Annotated in this window: 15 protein-coding genes and 2 tRNA genes; 8 read left to right on the forward strand and 9 right to left on the reverse strand. The window is 57.2% G+C overall.

Going from position 1 to position 15,355, the window contains the following annotated elements; all coding sequences use genetic code 11:
* The first annotated feature begins 49 nt into the window (after positions 1-49).
* Positions 50-1,393 (forward strand): TolC family outer membrane protein, encoded by a 1,344-nt coding sequence (locus ACI0FG_RS12710; protein WP_419785370.1) that lies wholly within the window; start codon positions 50-52, stop codon positions 1,391-1,393.
* 230 nt (positions 1,394-1,623) lie between these two features.
* Here the strand turns inward: ACI0FG_RS12710 and ACI0FG_RS12715 are convergent, their stop codons facing one another.
* From ACI0FG_RS12715 to ACI0FG_RS12730, 4 genes are read right to left on the reverse strand one after another with little or no spacing between them, the layout of a single operon-like run.
* A complete protein-coding gene (locus ACI0FG_RS12715; protein ID WP_419785371.1) occupies positions 1,624-2,601 on the reverse strand; it encodes a discoidin domain-containing protein in 978 nt (325 codons plus the stop codon).
* 55 nt (positions 2,602-2,656) lie between these two features.
* Positions 2,657-3,691, reverse strand: a complete 1,035-nt coding sequence (locus ACI0FG_RS12720) for an NADase-type glycan-binding domain-containing protein (RefSeq protein WP_419785372.1) — start codon at positions 3,689-3,691, stop codon at positions 2,657-2,659.
* 59 nt (positions 3,692-3,750) lie between these two features.
* Positions 3,751-5,181, reverse strand: a complete 1,431-nt coding sequence (gene ahcY, locus ACI0FG_RS12725; protein WP_419785373.1) for an adenosylhomocysteinase — start codon at positions 5,179-5,181, stop codon at positions 3,751-3,753.
* 27 nt (positions 5,182-5,208) lie between these two features.
* Positions 5,209-6,117 (reverse strand): ArsR/SmtB family transcription factor, encoded by a 909-nt coding sequence (locus ACI0FG_RS12730; RefSeq protein WP_419785374.1) that lies wholly within the window; start codon positions 6,115-6,117, stop codon positions 5,209-5,211.
* A 227-nt stretch (positions 6,118-6,344) separates the two neighbouring features.
* Here ACI0FG_RS12730 and ACI0FG_RS12735 point away from each other — a divergent pair, with 227 nt between their 5' ends.
* From ACI0FG_RS12735 to ACI0FG_RS12765, 7 genes are all read left to right on the forward strand, one after another.
* Positions 6,345-7,232, forward strand: a complete 888-nt coding sequence (locus ACI0FG_RS12735; RefSeq protein ID WP_419785375.1) for a universal stress protein — start codon at positions 6,345-6,347, stop codon at positions 7,230-7,232.
* 148 nt (positions 7,233-7,380) lie between these two features.
* The gene (locus ACI0FG_RS12740) at positions 7,381-8,190 is read left to right on the forward strand and encodes a PEGA domain-containing protein (protein WP_419785376.1); all 810 of its coding nucleotides are present in this window, start codon (positions 7,381-7,383) and stop codon (positions 8,188-8,190) included.
* A gap of 121 nt (positions 8,191-8,311) precedes the next feature.
* Positions 8,312-8,716, forward strand: coding sequence for a PEGA domain-containing protein (locus ACI0FG_RS12745; RefSeq protein WP_419785377.1), 405 nt, complete (start codon positions 8,312-8,314; stop codon positions 8,714-8,716).
* Between the two features lie 2 nt (positions 8,717-8,718).
* Positions 8,719-9,201 carry a DUF721 domain-containing protein gene (locus ACI0FG_RS12750; RefSeq protein WP_419785378.1) on the forward strand — a complete coding sequence of 161 codons (483 nt, stop codon included), beginning with the start codon at positions 8,719-8,721 and terminating at the stop codon, positions 9,199-9,201.
* 35 nt (positions 9,202-9,236) lie between these two features.
* On the forward strand, positions 9,237-9,587 hold the full coding sequence (locus tag ACI0FG_RS12755; protein ID WP_419785379.1) for a hypothetical protein: 351 nt from the start codon (positions 9,237-9,239) through the stop codon (positions 9,585-9,587).
* Between the two features lie 62 nt (positions 9,588-9,649).
* Positions 9,650-9,724 (forward strand) — tRNA-Gln (locus ACI0FG_RS12760).
* Positions 9,725-9,733: 9 nt separating this feature from the next.
* Positions 9,734-9,811, forward strand: a tRNA-Glu gene (locus tag ACI0FG_RS12765).
* Between the two features lie 341 nt (positions 9,812-10,152).
* On the opposite strand, the gene ACI0FG_RS12770 is transcribed toward ACI0FG_RS12765, so the two are convergent.
* The 5 genes from ACI0FG_RS12770 to ACI0FG_RS12790 all read right to left on the reverse strand — a co-directional run bounded on the left by ACI0FG_RS12770 (position 10,153) and on the right by ACI0FG_RS12790 (position 15,287).
* Positions 10,153-10,677 carry an adenylyl-sulfate kinase gene (locus tag ACI0FG_RS12770; RefSeq protein ID WP_419785380.1) on the reverse strand — a complete coding sequence of 175 codons (525 nt, stop codon included), beginning with the start codon at positions 10,675-10,677 and terminating at the stop codon, positions 10,153-10,155.
* A 10-nt stretch (positions 10,678-10,687) separates the two neighbouring features.
* Positions 10,688-11,437 carry a class I SAM-dependent methyltransferase gene (locus ACI0FG_RS12775; RefSeq protein WP_419785381.1) on the reverse strand — a complete coding sequence of 250 codons (750 nt, stop codon included), beginning with the start codon at positions 11,435-11,437 and terminating at the stop codon, positions 10,688-10,690.
* 66 nt (positions 11,438-11,503) lie between these two features.
* Complete coding sequence (locus ACI0FG_RS12780) at positions 11,504-12,283, reverse strand: phosphocholine cytidylyltransferase family protein (protein WP_419785382.1); 780 nt, start codon at positions 12,281-12,283, stop codon at positions 11,504-11,506.
* Complete coding sequence (locus ACI0FG_RS12785; protein WP_419785383.1) at positions 12,283-12,912, reverse strand: gamma-glutamyl-gamma-aminobutyrate hydrolase family protein; 630 nt, start codon at positions 12,910-12,912, stop codon at positions 12,283-12,285. Before ACI0FG_RS12785 ends, ACI0FG_RS12780 begins: the two co-directional genes overlap by 1 nt.
* On the reverse strand, positions 12,909-15,287 hold the full coding sequence (locus ACI0FG_RS12790) for a PEP-utilizing enzyme (RefSeq protein WP_419785384.1): 2,379 nt from the start codon (positions 15,285-15,287) through the stop codon (positions 12,909-12,911). Before ACI0FG_RS12790 ends, ACI0FG_RS12785 begins: the two co-directional genes overlap by 4 nt.
* Positions 15,288-15,355 lie beyond the last annotated feature (68 nt).

Below are 15,355 nucleotides of genomic sequence, written 5' to 3' on the forward strand. Positions count from 1 at the left end.
GATTGATAACTTAGTTCAATAAACACTGACTCGTTAAAAAAAGTACCACATGATGAAAAAGATCGAGCTGGCGGCCGTTTTGGCCATCTCCATGCTCCTGCTAGTTTTTACGGCTCCCGCACTTGCGGAGACCGATGGTACGCAATCCCTGACAGAGACCGTCAAGGAGGCTGTGGGTCACCATGCCCAAATCAAATCCCTCGTATTCAACCGTGAGGCTGTCAGCAGAAACCTTGCCGCTGCCATAGGCCGCTTTTTCCCTGCCCTGAACCTGAACAGCAATTACGGATTCCAGCAATACAACTCTTCGAGCCAGCGTCAGGCTGGTACGGAGGACAGAACACGTACCGCTTCCGACTCGACGGCCACTCTGACTCAGAATGTGTTCGACGGCATGAACCGGATAAGCGACTACTATGGATCCAAGGCCCGGCTTACCTCCGCCGAATACCGGCTGCTCGACAATGTGGAGACCGTTGCGCTGGATTCCATCCGCGCACATGTGGACGTGGTCAGGTTGCGGAAGCTGGTCAATCTGGCCAAGGAGAACGTGGCCTCTCACCAGGAAGTTCTGGAGTCCATCGCCGAACGCGTGGCGGGCGGCGCAGGCAGCCTGGCCGACGAAATGCAGGCCCGTGGCCGCGTGGCCAGGGCCGAGACGACCCTGATCACCTACCAGGGCGACCTGAAATCAGCGGAGGCAACCTACAACCGCATGGTCGGCCATGAGCCCGGCCCGCTGGCTCCCTTGGAATTCAAAGAGGATTTGGCCCCCGAGGGATTGCCTCCCTTCATGGAAATCGTCCTGAAGGAAAATCCCAAGGTAAAGGTCTATCAAGCTGAAGTGCAAGCCTCGCAAGAAGACAAGAGCATGACGGCTTCTTCCATGATGCCCAATGTGGATATCGAAGTCAGCAGCCGGTACACCAACAATATCGACAGTTCCGACACCTACCTGCGCGACGACCGGGCCATGCTCGCCCTCTCCTGGAATTTATTCAACGGCACTTCCGATTTCCAGAACATCATGGCTGCCAAGGCGCAGGTTCGTCAGGCGCAGGCCGATCTGCAAAACACCCTGGACGAACTGGGCGAACAGGCCTCAATGACATGGGTGGGGTACCAGACCGCACTGGGCCAGGTTGCCAAGCATCAGGAAGCGCTCCAGTACAGTATGGAATCCCGGGATATGTACCTCATGCAGTTCAACGTGGGCCAACGCTCCCTGCTTGATGTTCTCGACTCCATCAACGAGGTGTTCAGCAACAGCGTGCAGCTGGAAACGTCCATCTCCAACCGTAACTTCACGCTCTACAAGTTCCTGGCTCTGGAAGGCCGACTGGTGAAGACGCTGGACATCGCCGAATCAGCCTATACCTCGGTAGACCAATAGAATTCCGACCAATCCCGTCCCCATCAATGACCGAAAGCCGAAGTGCGATGCGCTTCGGCTTTTTTATTTCCCTACAAAATCAAGTTTCTTCCCCATCATCCACCCTCCCCCCCGCGAAGCGAGACAAAAAGTTCAGGAGGGAAAGGGAGATGGATGTCCGGGGGAAGAGGGAAGGGGAAGCCCTTCTCAAAGGGTTCCCCTTCCCTCTTCCCCCGGCCGCCGGAGGCATCCTAAAAAAGCGACTCCTCGCCTTCGAGCTCCACGATGCGCCAGCCATCGGCTTCCTTGGAGAGCACGAAGGTCGAATCATCTTCCAGGTTTTTGTCCAGGATGATCTTGTCGCCCTTGGGAATCTGCACCCGGTAGACGCCGAAGACGCGCACCTTGGCCCAGCCGCCCTCGCGTTCCACCATCTCGAAACCGAGGTTGGAGGTATCTACCTGCGCCTCGCGCAGCAGATTGAGCGTACCGCGCTGCCGCTGCATCTCCTTGAAGACTTCCATGCGGAAATCGTTGCGATCACGCACATCCGCGGCAAAGAGCTCGGCGTAGTCGTCGGACATGGCGGTCTGGCGCACATAAAATTCACGCAGCAGGGAGATGATCTCCGGGGGCACGGCCCGTTCCGGATCAGGAGGCGGAGGAGCCGGGATAAAGCCGGATTCGGGCAGGACCTCGGCCTTGTCTCCACCTGGGGGAGCGGTCAGGCTGAGGTAAAGTTTTATCTCGGACACAGCCAGCTTCATCTTGGAAGTAAAATCACCCTTGGGAAAAACCTGATCCACTTGGATACGCAATTTCTTGAAGGGCCGGTTCCGGCACTCTACGAGCTGCTCACCCGACTCGTCACGCAGCCAGAACTGCGTCTCCACGCCATCCGGGTAAATGATACGGCCCGACCGGATGCGTCGATAATTCTCGAATTCACCTTTGGCCTGATTACCGTTGAAGATACCGAGTTTGACCACCCGAACGGGCATTCCGAAGTCGAGGTCTATCCACTGTCCTTTTCCCGATCCGATGCCGCCGCCGATCCAGGCGGATTCAGGATCGCCGTCCAGCAGATTCTCGGGCGCGCCGGGCAGCCCGAAATCCACCTTCACGCTGGAGACACTGACCGTAACGTCCATGGCAATTGCCGGAGAAGCAGTCAGACAGCCAAACAGGCAGGCCAGCAGGATCGGTATGGGGAATATGCGTTGCAGCATGGCGGAGTCTAACACGAGCGCCCCTGCCCCGTCTTCACAAAACCGGACCGGCCCATCAGTCGGAAACCCCGTTTATACGCCACGTTGTCCCTTCCCGGACAAAAGAAAACTTGGCATTTACCCGAAACTCGAAAGTCCGCCCCTCGCCGGTAAAACGGAATATCCCTTTTACCGCAACCATGGCCGCGTTGCCCCGGACGATGGGCTTGCCGAAGACAAGGGCGGTGGCATCGCCTTTGGCCGGTCCCGACACCGGCAGCCGCCCAGCCGCACGGTCTTCACGCAGCAGGCTCAGGGCTCGCGCCTCCCGCTCTCTGATGGATTCGGCAAAAATATCGAGATACGCATCATCCAAGGAAGCCAGTCCATTGAAATACCCATGCACGAGGTCGCGCATCCACGGCTGGACATCGGACGACACAGGCTTGGGGGCCGAAGTCTTTTTGCCCGCCGGAACAGCCGTCCGCAACCATGCCGCACCGGGTTTGATGGCGGAGAAGTAATCCATGCCGCCGGGCTTGACGGCCGGAGCCTTTTCCACGGGAAGATTGGCCGACGGCACCGGGCCGGAAGCTACATTCGCCTTCAGCCCCCCGGCATCGTCGAAGACGCGAACTTCGGACAAAGCGACTTTGTCCGCGCCTTTGAAAACGTTTGCCGGTGGACCGGAGACCCCGGCAATGACGATGGTGAAGGATTTCACCGTTACCGGCGGAAAAACCACTTCCTGCTCCCCCTGCTCCGGCCGGAGATGAAACCAGTGCACGGCGCGGTCGGGCAGGACGAGCACCGCGGAGGTAACGCAACGAAACCGTGCGAACTTACCCGGCTCCTGGTTGCCGTTGGCGATGCGCAGCCGGGAAATGGTGCGCGAGGCGGGAAGTGTGAAATTCAGGGTATCGCCCGTACCTTCGCCGCTACGCCCGGCAACCCAGGCCGTGGAAAGATCGCCGTCCACCAGCCGGTCCGGTGCGCCCCATCTCTTGAAACTGTCGGCTCCAGCCTTGAGTCCGGTCACCTCCCCGGCGAATACGCTCCCCGGCGCGACCAGGCAACAGGCAAGCAAAAACAGAATAAACAACCTGCGCATGGCTTCTCCTTTGATAAAAACAAAAGGGGAGCCTTTCGGCTCCCCCATTTTCGATACTTCTAGTAGCGGTAGTGGTCAGGCTTGAACGGGCCTTCCACATCCACGCCGATATAGTCCGCCTGCTTTTGGGTCAGCTTTTCCAGCTTGACGCCGAGACGGGCGAGGTGCAGCCGGGCCACTTCCTCGTCCAGCTTCTTGGGCAGGATCATGACCTTGGGATCATAGTCGTTCTTTGCCAGATCCAGCTGGGCCAACGCCTGGTTGGTGAAGGAGTTGGACATGACGAAGCTCGGGTGGCCGGTGGCGCAACCCAGGTTGACCAGACGGCCCTCGGCCAGGATGATGATGGACTTGCCGGAAGGCATGATCCACTTGTCCACCTGCGGCTTGATCTCCTTGCGGACGCAGCCGGAAGTCTTCTCCAGGTAGACCATCTCGATCTCGGAGTCGAAGTGGCCGATATTGCAGAGAATAGCCTCGTCCTTCATGGCTTCCATGTGCGCGCCGGTAACAACATGGTAGTTGCCGGTGCAGGTCACGAAGATATCGCCACGCGGTGCGGCGTCTTCCATGGTCGTGACTTCAAAGCCTTCCATGGCGGCCTGCAGGGCGCAAATGGGATCGATCTCGGTAACCACCACACGGGCGCCGAAGCCGCGCATGGACTGGGCGCAGCCCTTGCCCACGTCGCCGTAACCGACCACGACGACGACCTTGCCCGCCACCATGACGTCGGTGGCGCGCTTGATGCCGTCGGCCAGGGACTCACGGCAGCCGTACAGGTTGTCGAACTTGGACTTGGTCACGGAATCGTTGACGTTGATGGCCGGGAAAAGCAGCTCGCCGGTGCGCTGCATTTCATAGAGACGATGCACGCCGGTGGTGGTTTCCTCGGACACACCGCGCACCTTTTCGGCAATGCGGGTCCACTTGGAGGGATCGGCCTTCACCGAAGCGGCCAGACGATCCATAATGATCTGGAACTCGTGCACGTCGTATTCCTGGTCGCACAGGGAAGGATCTTTCTCGACCTTCACGCCCTGGTGAATCAGCAGGGTGGCGTCGCCGCCGTCATCCACGATCAGATCCGGGCCGGAGCCGTCGGGCCAGGTCAGGGCCTGCTCGGTGCACCACCAGTAATCTTCCAGGGTCTCGCCCTTCCAGGCAAAGACCTTGGCCAGGCCAGCCTCGACAATGGCTGCCGCGGCGTGGTCCTGAGTGGAAAAAATGTTGCAGGACGCCCAGCGGATGTCCGCACCCAGTGCATGCAGGCACTTGATGAGCATGGCCGTCTGGATGGTCATGTGCAGGGAACCGGTGACCTTGAAACCCTTCAGGGGCTTCTCGTCTCCGTATTTCTCGATGATGGCCATAAGGCCCGGCATCTCGCGCTCGGAGAGCTGCATTTCCATGAGGCCCCATTCGGCCAGCTTCATGTCGGCGACCTTGTGGTCGAGATCGGGCTCCAGGGCTTTGACGGTATTGGACATTTGTCCCTCCCTTCTTGAGGTTAAAAGCTATAGTTTGACGGCCTCGTAGACTACTACGACGAGGCCCTTGTTAACGGCAAAATCCGTGGACTTCACCAGAGAAAAACCTTCCTGTTCCAGCCAGACGCGCATTTTCTCGCGCGGAATGCCGAGGCGTCGGTCGCCATAATCGCTGCGCATGACCTCCACCTCGTGCTGATCGAACTCGGCAATGAGCAGCTTGCCGTCGGGCCGCAGCACACGGGCCGCCTCGCGCAGGGCATCCTCCGGCCTCGCCAGATGGTGCAACACCAGCGACATGACCGTGCAGTCAGCCTCATGGTCACGCAGGGGCAGATGCGTGGTCTCACCGATGCGCAGACTCATGTGCGTATCGTCCGGGAAACGCTCCCCGGCCAGCTCCAGCATACGCGGCGAGTTATCCACACCTATAACCATATCGGCGTGCTCGGCCATGATTTCCAGCAGATCGCCGGTTCCGCAGCCGATATCCGCCGCCGTGCCGCAACGGGGCAACCGCTTGCGAATCTCCCGGCTCAGGTCCAGCTCGCCCAGAATCTCGGCTGTCATGCGGCCCCACTCGGGCGCGATGTCGTCGAAGAACCGGCGCGTGGCCGCCGTGCGTTCGCGGATGACCTTGTCGGCCCGGTTGCGGTCGCGCCGCAGCTCCTCACCATCCAGCAGTGAGGCCACACCATCCAGAAAGTGGCGCCCGGGGCCTTCGTCGCTGGCGCGATAAAATGCCCACAGACCTTCCCGGCGCACATCCACCAGGCCGGACTCGGCCAATATCTTGAGGTGCCGCGAGATGCGCGACTGCCCCATATCCATCACCTGGACGATTTCGCCCACGTTCAGCTCATAGGCCAGCAATACATTGACCAGTCGGACCCGGGTTTCATCGGCAAGTGCTTTGCAATATTTGATAATTTCCATTTTTTTCGCCTATATCAGGATATCTTGATATACGGAATATTCGTTTTCTAGCTTACCAGACCGGACCAGTCAAGGGGAAAAAGCCAGACCTGTGCCACGCAGTGTTTTTTGGGACAAGGGACCTGTCATTTTTCCAATTATAGCTTGCCCACACTGTCTGAACTTGCGATAAGCATAAGTAAGTAGATACGACACCCGAACGTTCCCCCAGACTACAAGGAGACCGCATGTTCAAGAAGATACTTCTGGCCGCAACTCCGCAGATAGACGCCGAAGCCGCTCCGGAAACCGCCTTCGAGTTCGCCCGCAAAAACGACGCCGAGTTGATCCTCTACCACGCGCTGCCCATCGGCAAGAACGCATGGTGTACCTTCGACGATGTCGTTTCCGAGGAAAGACTGATCGAAGCCGCGCGCTGCAAGATATCCGAGACCTATGCGGACCGCCTGGAAGGCATCCGCCACAGTGTTCGCGTGGTGACGGAACCCTCGCACGAGAAGTTGCTCAAGATCATACATACGGAAGGCGTGGATCTGGTCGTCATGGGCCACCACACAGGCGGCACCCCCCGGACCGACCGCATGTGGGGCATGGTGGACACGTCCATCCGACGGGTCTGCTCGAACATCTTCAGTCCTGTACTGGTGGTTACCCAGCCAACACCGGCACTCCCGGAACTGAAGCGCATCCTCATGGCCACGGATTTCTCCACGCCTTCGGACTCGGCCTTGTGCTATGCCGTGCAACTCGCCCGGCACACCGGCGCCCACCTGGATGTCTTCCATGTACTGGATATCGGCAGCCGCTGCCCGGACCCAAAATATTACATGCAGGACATGAACATTTTCATCGAGGAAGCCAAGGAGCGGATGGCAAAGCGCTACGCCAAGCCGCTTCGGGATATCGACCATTCCTACGAATGCTGGGAGGGGGTGCCCTATACGGAAATTCTCAAGCGGGCCCGGTGGTCCGGAGCCGATGCAGTGGTCATGGCCCAGTACTCTTCCAGCCAGGAACCGGCCACGGCTTCCGTCGGGTCCACGGTCATCCAGGTGGCGTTGTCACCGGGCTGCCCGGTACTCATCGTCAATTACAGGGCCAGAGTCTGCATGTAGCATCCAGCCTGATTCGAAGCACTCCCGGACAACCGGGAGTGCCTTTTTTATCCTGGGACAAACAAAGATGAACCGACCTGAAACTATTCTCCGCCATGACGATCATTACTTATATATATCCACCTGCTACCGTCCTATGGAGTGACGCATGAAAACGACTCGAATCATGGCCCTCGGGCTGATCCTTCTGCTGGGAGCCTGCTCCGCCGCAACCCAGAACATTCCGGTGAGCAGCAACCCGGACGGCGCCACCGTCCTGGCCGACGGCCAACCCGCCGGGACCACGCCGTGCAATGTCTCCCTGGAGAAAACCCAGCCGCATATTCTGACCATCCACAAGGATGGATACCGACAGGTCGATGTCCAGATATCCCGCAAGTACGACACTGCTACCGTCACCCGCGACGCGACCCAAGCCGGGATGTGGACCAGCTCCAACGGGGCCAACACCCAGGGCGCCGTGGCAAATGCCCTAATGAACGTCAGCGCGGACGAACAGTCGGGCAATGCCTACGTCCTCTCCCCCTCCTCGGTGGTGGTGAACCTCAAGCCCATGGGCGGGAATCACCAGCTCGCGGAAGGAGAGGCTCCCATCGTCATCTCCCCGGACCAGCTTGATCCGGCCGACCAGAAGCGCTTCAAGGATGCGGAACAAGCGGATGTCCACACAACCGAGCCCGCCACCATGGGAAGCGCGGTGGAGGAAAATCCCGTTGACGCGCTTGAGGACGTGGCCAAAGGCGCGGCTGTGGCCGCCCCGACCGTGGGCACGGGTAAAAGCTGGAAAAGCGAAAAGAGTTCGGAATCCTACGGCAGTGACGGCTCCTACAACAAGACGACCACCTCCACCAAGGCGAGCGTAGGTGTAAGCGTCAATCCGGTCGAGGCCGGACTCGGCGTGCTGGACCTGCTCAAAAATGCGGAAAAACCTGCGGAACAGTCCACGGAATCCAATTAGGAGACAGCCCGGAGGCCCCGCCACAGGCAGGGCCTCCGCCCACTTGCCCCAAACCGCCGATCCTGCGATAGTGGGACGAGGCGGCAGTTCCGCCGGAACGGTGAAACCTCGAGAGGCCGACGTGGTGAAACGACTCCTTGTTTTTCTCATACTTGTTTGCGCACTTTCCGCCTGCGGCGTGCCCAAACAGAAAATCCCCGTCTCCACCAATCCCCTCGGTGCAACGGTCTGGGCCGACGGCCGCAATATCTGCACCACACCCTGCGCCGTCCGACTGGACCGCCAGGGCGACCATCTCCTGACCATCGCCAAGGAGGGCTACGAACAGGTGGACCTGACCATCACCCGCCGTTTCAAGCCGGACCGGGCCGTGCGCGACGGTCTCATCGGCGGTATCCTCAAGGGTGGCGATCCCAAGGACCTCGGCCAGGAAGTGGCCCGCGAAGTGGACGAACAGGAGCGCAGCGGCGAGGCCTATGAACTGATGCCGCCGGTAGTCTCCATAACCCTGCAACCCACCCGATAGCCATGGCCCGTTACCTGCGGCACCACAGCCGCGCAGGCCGCGCAAACCGCACCGTCAGCCTGCAAAATACCCTGCCCCGCTTTCTGGACAGCCTGGACACCACAGGTGGAATGGCGCTGGTGCGTCTATGGGCGCACTGGGACGAACTGCTGGGCGAAATGGCCCCCATGGCCCGTCCGCTGGGACACCGCCGCCGCACCCTCATCCTGGCGGCGGGCGATCCCATGGTCATGCAGGAGGCTCAGTTCCTTGGCCCGATGATCCTGCAGAAAATAACTGAATTTTTAGGTGAGGAATTCTTTGACAAAGTCACCTTCGAGCTGCTAAACGGCAGAACTCCTTTGGACGGAGCAATCCGGCCGGAGGCCTCCGGGCCTCTGAGGAAACTTAAAAAGCCCGAGAAATTGGGTACGTTGGAAATGGACCCGGAATCCCCGATGGGGAAATGCTACCGGGCTTACAGGCGGATGTTCGACAAAGATTGAACGGCAGCCGGTGAAAAATTTTTAAGGAGTACACCATGAGTGAAGAAGTGAAAGAAATTTCCTTTGACGAGCTTGGCCTGACCAAGCCGCTGGAAAAGATGACCACCAAGGAGCTGCGTGCTCTTTGCATCGGGAAGCTGCCCATGATCACCGGCGCTTCCGGCAAGGACAAGGACGCCCTGGTGCAGGAGATCAAGGACGTCTTCGGCATTGTCGAAGAGGAACAGACCTCTCCCTACAAGAAGCAGATCTGTGAAATCAAGCGTCAGATTCGCGCCATGCGCGTTGAGAAAGACGCTCTGGCTGACCGCGCTCAGCGCGACCGTTTGCGCCGCAAGATCAACAAGTTGAAGAAGCGCACTCGTCAGCTGGCCAAAGCAGTTTAATAATTACGCAAAAAAGAAGTTGACATAAGGACGTTAACCCCTTAAATCATCTTCTCGCTTGCTGGGCTGTCGTTCAATTGGCAGGACGACGGGTTCTGGCTCCGTTAATCAAGGTTCGAGTCCTTGCAGCCCAGCCAAAGCAAACTGTCCCCATCGTCTAGCCTGGTCCAGGACGACGGCCTTTCACGCCGTTAACAGGGGTTCAAATCCCCTTGGGGACGCCAAGGAAACAAAAGGCCTTACGCACACTGCGTAAGGCCTTTTCCTTTTCTCAAACCGGGGAGTCATTTCTCAAAAGCAGGATGACATTTTTCCACTCAAGCTTTGGATGTATCATGCAATGGCTGTCTTTTGACAAAAGAAGGCGATGGCACTGGCTGCATACGTTACTTGAGCCCAAAAAACTGAAGCCAGGAGAACCGACGTCCCTCTGGCTTCAAGAATTCAAGCACATGTTTCTGTCTTGCATTTTGATCAGGTTGACAGAGAGACCGCTGGGAGCAATCTCCCACTACCGACAAGAACTAGCCAGTAGAAGACCTAACCCGCTGTCCTGCAATCCCGCCTATAGCAGTCCCAGGATTTGTCCCGCCACCTTCGGGATATCATCAGGCCCACCGTTGTTGCGGATATGCAAATCCGGTTTTTCAGGGAACTCTGCCGCAATATCCACCCCTCCGAGGTTGCGCTCTTCGCCATTCTCAAGTTTTGCATACAACCCCTTGGGATCACGTTTTCTGAGCGTCTCTATATCCGCCTCGATGAATACCTCGATATAGCCCGGCAAATGCAGACGGTTCCAGGCATGAACCTCGTGGTATAGGCTCATGGTAGCCACCAAAACCGTAAAGCCCTGGCGTGCGATCATTCGGGCAAGGCGGCAGATTCGATAGGCGTTCTTGATGCGGCTGCCCCGGTCATGGCCGCAACAGTCATCCGCCACCATTTCCCGCACTTCGTCGCCGTCCACAATGACGGCAGGATGCCCCGAGGAATCGAGTTCATTCTTCAGAAAACGCGCTATGGTTGATTTACCCGTTGCTGAAAGGCCGGTAATCCAGACAACGCGTCCCATTTTACCAGTACCCACCGGACCGCTCCTATTTTTTCCGGGCAGCCCATGCGCGAGTCGTATAGGGAATCTGGATGATATCATCAGGTTGTCCGTTTACGAACCGTTCGATCTCTTCGACAATCCGGGGAAAAGCATCGCCCGCTTGGCGCTGCAAGGTGGCGTGGGAACGCCAGGCCTCAATGCAATCCTTTTTCGTCTGGGTGTGAAGAATCGTACCTGACACCGGGTACACGGTTTCGAAAAGCCCGCTTTCGTCGATGACCTCTGTCTGATCTTCCCGGCGCGTTCCGTACCCGTACCCTTCAATATTTGCCTTAATGATCTCCTCGATCCCCTTCTGGATCGGGTCATCAAGATCCCGATGATTCCACATGCAGACAAACCAACCGCCGGGGGTGAGAATTCGGGCCGCTTCGGCCAGGGCCTTCTGCCTGTCGCAAACATTGAATGAGGAACCGAACGTCACTATTCCGAATTCTCCATCGGCCTGTCCCGTATCTTCCCCCGTAGCCTCAAACCAACGGACGTTATCATACTGTTCCGTCCTGTCCTGTCCCAGTTCACGCATGGAGTCATTCGGTTCCACGGCAGTAACGTCATACCCCTTTTTCGCCATGGGAATCGTCAAATGGGCCACTCCTGCTCCCACGTCACAGACCTTGGTCCCTTTTTTGGCCCCCGCCATTTCAAAAAGGATACGCAATACTTCGGGCGCGTATTCGGGACGTTTGAGATAGGCCTTGGCCAGATCGGAATAATCCCATTTCGTTTTCATAATATTAACCTCTTCTCCTTCTGAATTATCAAACTATCAGGCATCTCTTACCAAGATGCGCTGCTTTTATCCGCCATATCCAACACGAAAATCATGGCTCCAGGCAAGTCCGGCATCAGCTTCCTTGAGCTTCTCCTCATATTGCGCCAGATCGTCACCGGAATCCGCTTCACACCAACCTCCCTTCACTGGGATGGTCTGGATAGCCACACCATGGGAAAGAAGCATCTTGAACAAAGCGGTCACGTCCAATCCGGCAACGCCTTCACTGCCCAGACCCGACAAAATGCCATGAACTCGTTCCCAGCCTGCCGGGGTACACTTGAGCAGTCCCATATATTGGCCCTGAATGTCGGCATACGAATCGGTATGGGCCCCGATTTCCCGTAGTATCCCGCCCTCCTGGCGAAATGTCTCGGCATCGGAAAGCGGGTCCTCGAATCGCAATCCCCACAGTTCCCTCCAAAGCGTGTCGTATGTCATGGCGAGATCGCCATCGGCACAAGCCAACGCTCTGACGTGTTCCGGCCGGTAAAGGATATCGGAATAGGCAATAAGGGTCGGTCCCTCGCGAAGCCATTGATTCGCCTTGGTCAGGGTTGTGACCATGTTGGACGTGGCCCAATCGGGATTTTCCAGTGTTTTGAAATTTCCGCTGAGCTTATGCCCCATATAACCGGTAACAACCAAAATATCGCTGATGCCTCCGACACGCAGAGCATTGAGCTGCCACTCCAGCAGAGGACGCCCTCCCAACTCCACAAGGCACTTTGGACGGTCCTGTGTCAGCGAATGCATCCGTGATCCACGTCCTGCGGCAAGGATTATCGCACGGGTTGTGCTCATCATTTGTCTCCAAGGAATAGTTTTCGAATAAAAGTGATGTCAAATTTTGAAGGAGAGGTCTCCCGTTCAGGATGCCACATTACTCCTGCGACAGGATGAACCGAATGGCGCATAGCCTCTGCGTGATCATCCGCCATCGCCAGTGGATCCAGATCCGGTGCCGGAGTTGCTATGGCCCGGGTGTGGAAGGAATTGACATCCATTGTGATGCCGGACTCTCCGAGTGCCGAGTGCGCACACAGCAGAACTTCATGCCGCGTGGCAACATGATTCCGGCACGAAACGAGGTCCCCACCAAAAAATGTCTGGAGCATCTGAAGTCCACGGCACACGCCGAAAACAGGCTTGGAGCGGGAAAGAGCCCATTGCAGTAATGAAGCTTCCGTTGCGTCACGAAGGGGCTGTTCGCCTATATCGTTGCCGCCGGAAAGAATAATGCCGTCGAGTCCCCAGGCCTCAGCCATGGAAGCGGCACCGGGGCCTACATTCGGGAAAGGCATCCATACGGCTTCGGGCAGGACCGCCTGCATAAAGTCAGCCCAATCGTGGGCCAGGGCATCTCGAGATTCGTCATACCCCTCGGCATTTACGATACGTGTAGTGATGGCGATCCGCACAAAAGTACTCATAACGGCCTGAGGATGTTGTCACTGGGATTAAGTTCGCACCGGGAGGCAGCCACGATACGTTCATAAAGCATCTCGCCGCAACCGATAGCTGCGGGCAGGCCGAACTCGGCGCATCGGATGGCCATATGCGAGTTGGTACCACCGTACTTGGTCACCAGCCCGGCAACTCCCTTGGTAAAAATCCAGTCGTATCCGGGGTCGGCATTTTCAATGCAGACAATGCCGCCCCGCAGGCGCGATGCGTCACGGCTATGCGGCCCCACCTCCACGACCGGGCCTTCGATACGACCCGATGCGATGAAATTCGGAGCACTTCGATGCTGCGGGACGATATACACGTCCGAAGGGGAACGGATAATGTAGTTAAATCGAAAGCTTTTTGCCAACCGGCACAATTTTTCTCCGCTCTGCACAAGGCCAAGGAAATGTGCTCTTGCTTCGGTGCTGACGGGAGAGACCAGACTTTCCAGGATATCATGCACCGTAAGGTAGGAAACATGGTCACGGGACAGGGACAGAGTATCCCCCCATGCGGCTATCCCTTCCAGCACGGCAGACAGATTCTTCGAAAAAACAAATTTGCCGTATTCCCTCCCAGCCACAGCCCGACGCGCGTATGCGAGTAAGCCTTTTGCATCCACCGAGGTTATGCCGCTGTGGTGCAACAAGGAGTTCAATCCGTCCTCTTCCTGTCGGGAAAGGCTAAAGGAGGCCATACTCCCGCCTTCCCTGGTTTGCGACACACTGTTGTCAAACAGATCTTCACGGTCCGCGTACCGGGGCGAAAGGATGTCGTATGTGCCGGGGCGGAGATGCCCATACCGCGACACGAATATGGATTGGTCCATGGCTCCGTCGAGCACGGCCTGAAAATCATCCGAGATATCACTGGAAATGGTACGAATGGTCCGTTTGAAACAGGCCAGGCGTTCCGCACTGAGAACGCTTTTTTCCACGGCAGAGCGGAGCAGAGTTTCCGCGATGAACCCGTGCCTTGCAAGTATGGAGAAAGGCCTGGTGCCGAAACAACGGCATTCCTCCAGCATCTTTTTTACCCGGCAGAGAATTTCCACGGCCGACAGGCCTGCAAACGAGGACATGCCGTCATCCTGAAGCGATTTGAGGTGGTCAATGGCCGCCTCCGCCCGAGCCAGCGTGCCCGACTCGGAAAGATCGAGATTCCGATTCGTCAAAATCAGCATCTTTTCCTTGAACTCCGCCAGTTCTGTTGGGGATAGAAGCCCAGGGTAGCGCTCCTCCATCCGCTCCGTGAAACGAAAGTCATGCACGGTAAGAGCGACTTCGAACTCCACCTTGTCATGCAGTTCCGGATGGTTTGAAAGCTGAAACAGCCAGGCCTCGACCAGCTTCCCGCTCACGGAATCAGATAACCCGGCAGGCAGGAAGGAATTAAAGGAGTTCCGCACGTCGATATATGGACGCCCGGCCACGGAAACCATCAATTCCTCGGGCGGCATGGGCCGATACCCCATATCCTCCCGGGCCTTCCTCCACACTTTGCGGGTGACGATATCACGATAGAGGGATGCGGCCAGTGGACGGGGAGTAATACCTATTATTTCCGCTGGATTCCAGTCCGGCATAACGCCGAGGATGGACGTTGACCCGAATATGGAGGGACGAGGCCGAAGGCAGGCGTCCACAAAATGCTCAACGTGCCGAATGGATTCGGAAACCTGTTTTTCGGCATCCGGAAGCCAGCCGTCACGCGTACATATCTGCCGCACCTGGAACAGATGGATTTTTTCCCGCACATCCATTCCGAATTCAATGTCCAGAGGAATCTGGCCGAAAACCCCTTCCAGATCCCTGGCAAGGCTGACCATGCTTCGGATTCGGCCGGAATCAAAATCCGAATCCTTGACGCCTCGGTACACGTATACCGTCTTGCTCACGCCGGTACCCCCGGTTACGGAGTCGGTACGGCCGGATTCGTCATCGTAATTGATCGCGTAGTATGGAGACCCGTTATCCAGACAGCGGGTCATGATCACGCCGCTGACCACGATGTCTTTGACCATGGGTTGCACAAGGACCTGGTCGTCACGGTTGCCCCCATAGGATCTCACAACAAGATCAATAGCCTGACTCAAAGCTCTCCGATCATGGCTGTCGATGTCCAAAATGGACTCAAATGCCCCGGCCATGGAAGCTGTGTCACTGTCCTCGGCATGGGAACTTGAGCGTATTATTACTTTAGAGTCGTCAAAGATGGCCTGGAGTTCCTCCAGTACCGAATCCGGTTCTTTGTTCCAGCGGGCTACGTCAAAATAGAATAGCTGAGGAATGGCGAAACCATACGGTTGAAGCGCCTCCAATGTTTCCGCCTTGGTTCCGAAACTAAAACATTGCATAAACAATTCCCCGGATATCTATGTAAGAAAAATGACAGTTTTTTTAAGCCAAAGCAAGATGTGAGCCA

The sequence above is a fragment of the Pseudodesulfovibrio sp. 7M6 genome (genome assembly GCF_050058625.1).
GTDB classification, from domain to species: Bacteria; Desulfobacterota; Desulfovibrionia; order Desulfovibrionales; family Desulfovibrionaceae; genus Pseudodesulfovibrio; species Pseudodesulfovibrio salinus.

Excerpts from the sequence above, each read along its gene's own strand:
- ACI0FG_RS12710 (WP_419785370.1), top strand. The coding sequence starts at position 50 with ATGATGAAAAAGATCGAGCTGGCGGCCGTTTTGGCCATCTCCATGCTC.
- ACI0FG_RS12715 (WP_419785371.1), bottom strand. The coding sequence starts at position 2,601 with ATGCTGCAACGCATATTCCCCATACCGATCCTGCTGGCCTGCCTGTTT.
- ACI0FG_RS12720 (WP_419785372.1), bottom strand. The coding sequence starts at position 3,691 with ATGCGCAGGTTGTTTATTCTGTTTTTGCTTGCCTGTTGCCTGGTCGCG.
- ahcY (WP_419785373.1), bottom strand. The coding sequence starts at position 5,181 with ATGTCCAATACCGTCAAAGCCCTGGAGCCCGATCTCGACCACAAGGTC.
- ACI0FG_RS12730 (WP_419785374.1), bottom strand. The coding sequence starts at position 6,117 with ATGGAAATTATCAAATATTGCAAAGCACTTGCCGATGAAACCCGGGTC.
- ACI0FG_RS12735 (WP_419785375.1), top strand. The coding sequence starts at position 6,345 with ATGTTCAAGAAGATACTTCTGGCCGCAACTCCGCAGATAGACGCCGAA.
- ACI0FG_RS12740 (WP_419785376.1), top strand. The coding sequence starts at position 7,381 with ATGAAAACGACTCGAATCATGGCCCTCGGGCTGATCCTTCTGCTGGGA.
- ACI0FG_RS12750 (WP_419785378.1), top strand. The coding sequence starts at position 8,719 with ATGGCCCGTTACCTGCGGCACCACAGCCGCGCAGGCCGCGCAAACCGC.
- ACI0FG_RS12755 (WP_419785379.1), top strand. The coding sequence starts at position 9,237 with ATGAGTGAAGAAGTGAAAGAAATTTCCTTTGACGAGCTTGGCCTGACC.
- ACI0FG_RS12775 (WP_419785381.1), bottom strand. The coding sequence starts at position 11,437 with ATGAAAACGAAATGGGATTATTCCGATCTGGCCAAGGCCTATCTCAAA.
- ACI0FG_RS12780 (WP_419785382.1), bottom strand. The coding sequence starts at position 12,283 with ATGAGCACAACCCGTGCGATAATCCTTGCCGCAGGACGTGGATCACGG.
- ACI0FG_RS12785 (WP_419785383.1), bottom strand. The coding sequence starts at position 12,912 with ATGAGTACTTTTGTGCGGATCGCCATCACTACACGTATCGTAAATGCC.
- ACI0FG_RS12790 (WP_419785384.1), bottom strand. The coding sequence starts at position 15,287 with ATGCAATGTTTTAGTTTCGGAACCAAGGCGGAAACATTGGAGGCGCTT.